The sequence below is a fragment of the Actinobacillus ureae ATCC 25976 genome, from assembly GCF_000188255.1.
In the GTDB taxonomy this organism is placed as follows: domain Bacteria; phylum Pseudomonadota; class Gammaproteobacteria; order Enterobacterales; family Pasteurellaceae; genus Actinobacillus; species Actinobacillus ureae.
Genome location: NZ_GL831080.1, coordinates 1 through 6,914, shown reverse-complemented (window position 1 = coordinate 6,914; position 6,914 = coordinate 1). Strand labels below are relative to the sequence as shown.

4 protein-coding genes, 3 tRNA genes and 1 pseudogene are annotated in these 6,914 nt (G+C 40.3%); 6 read left to right on the top strand and 2 right to left on the bottom strand.

Translation table 11 applies throughout. From position 1 onward, the window contains the following. Positions 1 to 193 precede the first annotated feature (193 nt). Positions 194 to 1,212, bottom strand: a pseudogene (hcr, locus tag HMPREF0027_RS00040) (NADH oxidoreductase). 110 nt (positions 1,213 to 1,322) lie between these two features. Continuing rightward, positions 1,323 to 2,990, bottom strand: coding sequence for a hydroxylamine reductase (gene hcp / locus HMPREF0027_RS00035; protein WP_005620969.1), 1,668 nt, complete (start codon positions 2,988 to 2,990; stop codon positions 1,323 to 1,325). Between the two features lie 352 nt (positions 2,991 to 3,342). Here hcp and HMPREF0027_RS00030 point away from each other — a divergent pair, with 352 nt between their 5' ends. From HMPREF0027_RS00030 to HMPREF0027_RS00005, 6 genes are all read left to right on the top strand, one after another. Further along, on the top strand, positions 3,343 to 4,413 hold the full coding sequence (locus HMPREF0027_RS00030; protein WP_005620968.1) for a TDP-N-acetylfucosamine:lipid II N-acetylfucosaminyltransferase: 1,071 nt from the start codon (positions 3,343 to 3,345) through the stop codon (positions 4,411 to 4,413). Position 4,414: 1 nt separating this feature from the next. Then, positions 4,415 to 5,731 (top strand): ECA oligosaccharide polymerase, encoded by a 1,317-nt coding sequence (gene wzyE / locus HMPREF0027_RS00025; protein WP_208853659.1) that lies wholly within the window; start codon positions 4,415 to 4,417, stop codon positions 5,729 to 5,731. Position 5,732: 1 nt separating this feature from the next. After that, the gene (gene wecG, locus HMPREF0027_RS00020; protein WP_005620962.1) at positions 5,733 to 6,458 is read left to right on the top strand and encodes a lipopolysaccharide N-acetylmannosaminouronosyltransferase; all 726 of its coding nucleotides are present in this window, start codon (positions 5,733 to 5,735) and stop codon (positions 6,456 to 6,458) included. 160 nt (positions 6,459 to 6,618) lie between these two features. After that, a tRNA-Arg gene (locus HMPREF0027_RS00015) sits at positions 6,619 to 6,695 on the top strand. 30 nt (positions 6,696 to 6,725) lie between these two features. After that, a tRNA-His gene (locus HMPREF0027_RS00010) sits at positions 6,726 to 6,801 on the top strand. 28 nt (positions 6,802 to 6,829) lie between these two features. Further along, positions 6,830 to 6,906 (top strand) — tRNA-Pro (locus HMPREF0027_RS00005). Positions 6,907 to 6,914 lie beyond the last annotated feature (8 nt).

The following is a 6,914-nucleotide window of genomic DNA, read 5'->3' as shown; positions in this document are numbered from 1 at the left end:
GTTGGGTGAATAAACGGTTTTTGTCATTTTGAAGATAAAACTCGATGACTTGTTGTTTGAATAGCGAGTTATATTTAGTCATAAAAAATCTGCACCTTAATCTGTTGGAGGTTTAGTCCAACTTTTGGGGGGCAGATCAATCTGAGGGCTTTGTGTTAACAATACCTACTAAAATTATTTGTTGAGGTTGGCTTTAGACTGAAACGCTCACATTTTCTTTCACACGACAGCTACACGCCAGCACATAGCCTTGTGCAATTTCTTCTTCGGTTAAATCGCCGGTGTGTACCACTTCATATTCCCCACCCGTTACTTTAGTCTTACATAAACCGCATAGACCGGTGCGACAGCCAGCAATCACCGGTTGTTCTTGTGCTTCTAATGCGGCTAATAGGGTCCGACCGGTACTTCTGCAGTGATTTGTTTTGCAGCGTTGATTGTAAGAGTGGTTTTCTTATCCGAACTGATTTCACCGGCTAAGGCGGTATTAAAGAAAGCTTCGGTAAAGAATCGATCTTCGCTTACGCCTAAATCGGTTACGATATTTTTTTAGCGTTGTCATATAGGCTTCGGGGCCGCAGGTCATCACGGTGTAATCGCTCACATTCGGCACGACATTTTTGATAATTTCTGCCGAAATTCGATCGCTTGCAAAGCCTTCTGTTGCTACGACCGAAGCGTTAATCACTAAGTTGAGTTTCGGATATTTAGCTTGTAGCTCTTGCCATTCCGATTTGAAAATTACATCTTCCGGTGAATGTACGGAATGGATAACGGTTAAGTTCACTTCTGGGCGATTTGCTAATAACCAACGAGCCATTGACATAATCGGGGTAACACCGCTGCCTGCACCGACTAATAAGTAATTATCTGCTAATACCTGTTGGCAAGAAAACTCGCCCATTGGGTTGGAGAACCACACTTGGTCGCCGACTTTCAACGTCATTGTTGAGCCAAGTTGAACCGACCCCACCTTCAATTTTACGCACGGTAATCGACACGAAACGGCTTTTGCTTGGGGTGGAAGAAAGCGAATAAGCACGAGTAATATGCGGAGTGTTTTGAATGCTGTCTAACGCATATTGCCCTGATTGGTATGGGTAGAAATCCTGTGCGATAAAGTTAATCGTTTTTACCTTTGGCGCTTCTTGTACGATTGAATAAACCTGTAATTCATTAATACATAAAGGGTTTTTTATTGGTATTTGCCATTTTAATTATTCCTTCTTGTTCTTTTCGGGCGGGCACTGGACCCGCCCCTACAAGCGGTTTAAATTTGCAAAAATTTTGCGAAATTTGACCGCTCTTTTTTAATTAGCCAATTATTTATTGATGATATGACCGAAATCTTGTTCAGGGGTGGTTAAACCGCTTAAACCGAATTTTTCGTGTAATAAATTCATCACGTTGTCGTTTAAGAACGCCGGTTTGCTAGGGCCTGAATAAACATTTTTCACGCCAAGCGCTAACAGCGTTAATAACACGATAATCGCTTTTTGTTCGAACCAAGAAAGCACAATCGAAAGTAGCAATTCGTTTAAGCCAATCCCTAATTTCTGCGAAAGCGTTACCGCTAACATAATCGCTGAATAGGTGTCGTTACATTGACCAGCATCTAATAAGCGAGGTAAGCCGCCATCACCCATATCACTAACAGTACCGAAATCCAATTTGTTGAAACGGTATTTACCGCAACCAAGCGTAAGCACCGCAGTATCTTTCGGTAACGCATAGGCTAAATCCGTATAGTAATGGCGTTCTTCTTTATCGCCATCACAACCACCAATCACAAATACATGGCTTAATTTGCCTGCTTTGACTAAATCAATTACTGCATCCGATGCGTCAATTAAAGTCCTGCGACCGAAGCCTACTGTGATGTAATGTTCTAATTCGGTATATGGGAAGCCTTCACATTCCAACGCTTTTTCGATAACCGGTGCAAAGTTGTGTTTTTCTAAATGCACCACACCCGGCCAGCCTACGATGTTACAAGTGAAGATACGATCGGCATAATCGCCCACATTTGGATCGATTAAACAGTTTGAAGTCATCACGATCGCCCCAGGGAAGCGTGCAAATTCTTTTTGTTGATTCTGCCAGCCTGAACCGTAGTTACCGACTAAATGTTTATATTTTTTCAGTTCCGGATAGCCGTGTGCTGGTAGCATTTCGCCGTGAGTATAAACATTAATACCTTTGCCTTCGGTTTGTTCTAATAATTCTTTTAAGTCTTTTAGATCGTGACCTGAAATCAGGATACATTTGCCTTTCACCGGACGGATATTTACCTTTGCTGGCACAGGATTACCAAAGGTTTCAGTTTCGCCGGCATCTAACATCGCCATTACTTTGAAGTTCATTGCACCGATAGCGAGTGATTTTTCGAGTAATTCGTTTAAATCGCTTGGTTTTGTGCCTAACCAAGCCATAAAGCCGTGGTATTCCACATATAAATCGTTATCGAACTTGCCTAACACGTAAGCGTGTTCTAAATAAGCCGCCGCACCTTTTAAGCCGTAAAGCGCTAATAAACGCACGCCGTGAACTTCTTCACTGATTTCCGCTCGATCAGTATCTAACGCAAATTCTTTAGCCTGTTCGGCAAGTTGATCAATCGAAATGCCTTTGAGTTCAATGTGTGCTAACGGATGGTTAATCGTTGGGTTCGGTTCAAATTTGCTGACCGCCTTAATTAATTCGTTACGGTAAATAATCGCTTGTTGCGCATAGCCAACGATGCGATTTGAATCAAAGTTAACGTTGGTTAAAGTGGCAAAAAAAGCTCGAGGGGCGAAGTTGTCCGCATCGTGGTTGATAATGCCGTGTTCACGCGCTTTTAACGCCCACGCAGATAGACTGTGTAAGCAGACGATTAATAAATCTTGTAAATCTGAGGTTTCCGCCGTTTTACCGCACATACCTTGACCGAAACTACAACCATTTCCCACTGGGGTTACCATAGTTTGTTCACATTGAACACAGTACATAAAATTACTCCAATTTAAATAGTAAAATAAGTAACCTACTAAAATAGTAGGAATTAATGTTCGCAATCATAGCGATAACAAAAATGGAGAAAAAGAAGAAAATTTTGAAAACTGCAAGGAATTTAATCTAGTCGTAGTTCTCTACTTAAAATAGGTTATTTTTATTGCAAATTATTCCTAATTTTATTGGTAAAGTTTTCGTGGTTTTTGACCGCTTGTTTTGATTCTAAGCGGCATATGATAAACTTTTAATCGATACTGTATTTTGCATCGGAAATGATCATGTAATTTAAACGTATTGTGGCGATCAGAATTGGTCGCCTTTTATCTTCTATTTGTTAGAAAGCATTTTATGAAACCGATTTATCATATTTTAGGTTCAGATATTCCGCACCATAATCATACGGTGTTGAGCTTTTTCCAGAATGAACTGTTACCTCAATTAAATGGTCAACAGCATTTCTTTTATGTTGTGGCGGATCAGTCGTTACAGATAGCCTATCCGGATCTCGCTCTTTCTTGTTTCGATACGAAAAAAAGTATTGCTCAAGCGGTGGTAAGTACAGCTCACTTAGATAAGCAGGCACAATTTATTTTACATGGTCAGTATAATTTTCCGCTTTGGTTTGCCATTTTATCTGGAAATTTACCCGCTTCTCGTTGCTATTGGCATATTTGGGGAGCGGATTTATATGAAGACTCAAAAGCGTGGAAATTTAAACTGATGTATCCCATTCGCCGTATGGCACAAAATAAGTTGCCGGTGTTATGGGGAACGAAAGGAGATTTGGCTTTTGCACATCAAAAGTTGCAACGTGAGCCTACACAAGACAGCGTATTATATTTTCCGACCAAGATGGCAAATCTTCAGCCTCGAGAAATTACGCCAAATCATTCGTCATTAACCATTTTATTAGGCAATTCCGGTGATCGATCGAATCGCCATTTAGATGCATTGGTACAGCTTAAGCAGCAGTTAGGTGATCAGGTTCGCATTATTATTCCGATGGGCTATCCGGCGAACAACCTGCACTATATCGAGCAGGTAAGGCAACAAGCGGTCAAATTATTTCCGGAAAATGCAATTGAAATTCTAACGGAGCAATTGAATTTTGAAGATTATTTGGCGCTATTAGCAAAATGTGATGTGGGCTATTTTAACTTTGAACGCCAACAGGGTATCGGGGCCATCTGTTTACTGACGCAGCTAAATATCCCTACGATTTTATGTCGTAACAATCCTTTTTCGCTGGATATGCAAGCGGAGAATGTTCCTTTTCTCTATAGTGAAGAGGTAACTCCAGCCAAGCTCGCACAAGCTCAACAGCAATTGGCAAATTTAGATAAAAATACGATTGGTTTTTTTGCGCCGAATTATCGTACGCAATGGTTAGTGCTTTTAACACAGGTAAGTGAAAAATAATATGATCATGGAATATGCTTTACTCGGTGGATTTTATATTTTATCGGCATGGTTGATCCTGTCACTGTGTTATATGGCTTATCAGCGCAAGCCTTTTTCTTTCCACTTATTATTTAGTGTGATTTATTTTGTGACTTTTTATTTAGGTTTTCCGTTATCGCTAACATTATCCCTTGGGTTTGATGTTGAGCTACAAAGTACGGATAACTTGTTGCTCACTTTATTTAGTGCTTTATCCGGTTATCTCATCTATTACGCTATCTATCACTCTTCATTATTATCAAGAGTGGATACAAGACAACAAGCGGTCGAATTTCCACAGAAATTTGCAAAATTTGAAGCAAAAGTGACCGCTTACCTATTAGCTGGCGTTGCGACTGCGAGCTTGGTGGCGTTTATTGCAATGAATGGGCTGTTGCTATTTAAACTTACGCAATATAACCAAATCTTTTCCGCTGCGGTAAGCGGCGTGGCTTTAAAACGCTTCTTCTATTTCTTTATTCCTGCGCTACTGATTATGTTTTTCCTATCTAACAATAAAAAAGCGTGGGTTACTTTTCTGATCTGTGGTGTGGCATTTGGAGTACTCACTTATTTAGCAGTGGGCGGAACCAGAGCTAATATAGCATTGGCATTTGTGTTGTTCTTGTTTATTGGTCTTTATAAACGCTACCTTAGCTTTAAATGGTTAGTGATGGCAGGAGTCGCGATGATCGGTGCAATGTTTGTATTAGCTCTGGTACGTTACGGCTTGAATGTTAGCGGTAAAGAAGCATTATTTACTTTCTTATATTTAACACGCGACACCTTCTCACCGTGGGAAAACGTTGCCTTAATTTTAGATCAACCGATGGAACATCAGGGATTGATGCCGATAGTGCGAGATTTTTATGTATATATTCCTAAATGGCTATGGTTGGACAGACCGGACTATGTTTTAAATACGGCAAATTATTTTACGTGGGAAATATTAGGTAATTTTTCCGGATTAGCCATTTCGCCGACGCTCTTAGGCTCTTTCTATATTATGGGGGGCTTTCCGATGATCGCTTTAGGTATGGCATTTATTGGCTTACTTATTAAAGCTTTCGATAGATTACTGGATTATGGCATAACAGATTCTCAATGCAGCAAAGCTGCAATTATTCAGGCTTATTGCTTTGCCAATGTATTCAATATCATTGTGTTAGTTAGAGAAGGGAGCGATGCTTTCTTTTCTCGATTCGGTTTTTTCAGTGTGACTTTTGCGTTATGTTGGGGAATCGCTTATCTGGTTAGTTCGCTTGCTAACAACATTAAACATATAAAAGAAGGTTAATATGATACAAAGCGTCACAATAAGAAGTATTGAATTACTGGCAGTAAAAGACAAAATGACCTTTGTAGAGTTTTTAATGAACCAGCAAGCGGTCAAAACTGGCAAATTAATTGCAATTAATGCAGAAAAACTCATTATCAGCGAACAGCAACCAGAGATTCGCATACTGCTGGATAATGCAGAGTACAAATATGCGGACGGTATTAGTATTGTTCGTTCCATTAAAAAGAAATATCCGAATATACAAGAAATCGAAAGAGTTGCCGGCGCCGATTTATGGGAAGTGCTAATGCAGAAAGCCGGCGAGTTAGCGGTTCCGGTATTTTTAGTGGGAAGCACAGCGGATACATTGGCAAAAGTACAGCAAAAATTAACCGCTTGGAATGTCAATATTGTCGGGTCACAAGACGGCTACTTTAAAGCGGAAGATGAAGATGCACTAATTGAACGAATTCATCAGAGAGGGGCAAAGTTTGTGAGTGTCGCAATGGGTTCACCGAAACAAGAACTTTTTATGCAAAAAGCTCAACAAGCCCATCCTGATTGCTTATATATGGGTGTAGGCGGAACTTATGACGTATTTACCGGTAAAGTTAAACGTGCACCTAAACTTTGGCAAGATCTTGGCTTAGAATGGTTGTATCGTTTATTAAGCCAACCGACACGTTGGCAACGTCAATTAAATTTACTTCGCTTTGCATATTACTACTACACAAAACAGCTATAAAAAGCAGCAAAATTGACAATTATTATTCATTTTGAATAAATTAAAAGCAGGCAAACATGTTTTTGTAACTTTTTTTAAAAAAAGTGCTAGACAAGGTAAGGTGAAATCTATAATATACGCCTCCGTTGCGACGCACTAAACAAAACGATAAAAATCGTAAGCGTTCGTAGCTCAGTTGGATAGAGCGTTGGCCTCCGGAGCCAAAGGTCGCAAGTTCGAATCTTGTCGAGCGCGCCAGTGGTCAAAAGCAATATTCAATCGGCAATGGTGGCTATAGCTCAGTTGGTAGAGCCCCGGATTGTGATTCCGGTTGTCGTGAGTTCGAGTCTCATTAGCCACCCCATTTAAAACATACTCTTATGAGTAACTGACGGCGAGTAGCGCAGCTTGGTAGCGCAACTGGTTTGGGACCAGTGGGTCGTAGGTTCAAATCCTATCTCGCCGACCACTTTATTT

Coding starts and splice junctions, on each gene's coding strand:
- hcp (WP_005620969.1), bottom strand. CDS start 2,990: ATGTACTGTGTTCAATGTGAACAAACTATGGTAACCCCAGTGGGAAAT.
- HMPREF0027_RS00030 (WP_005620968.1), top strand. CDS start 3,343: ATGAAACCGATTTATCATATTTTAGGTTCAGATATTCCGCACCATAAT.
- wzyE (WP_208853659.1), top strand. CDS start 4,415: ATGATCATGGAATATGCTTTACTCGGTGGATTTTATATTTTATCGGCA.
- wecG (WP_005620962.1), top strand. CDS start 5,733: ATGATACAAAGCGTCACAATAAGAAGTATTGAATTACTGGCAGTAAAA.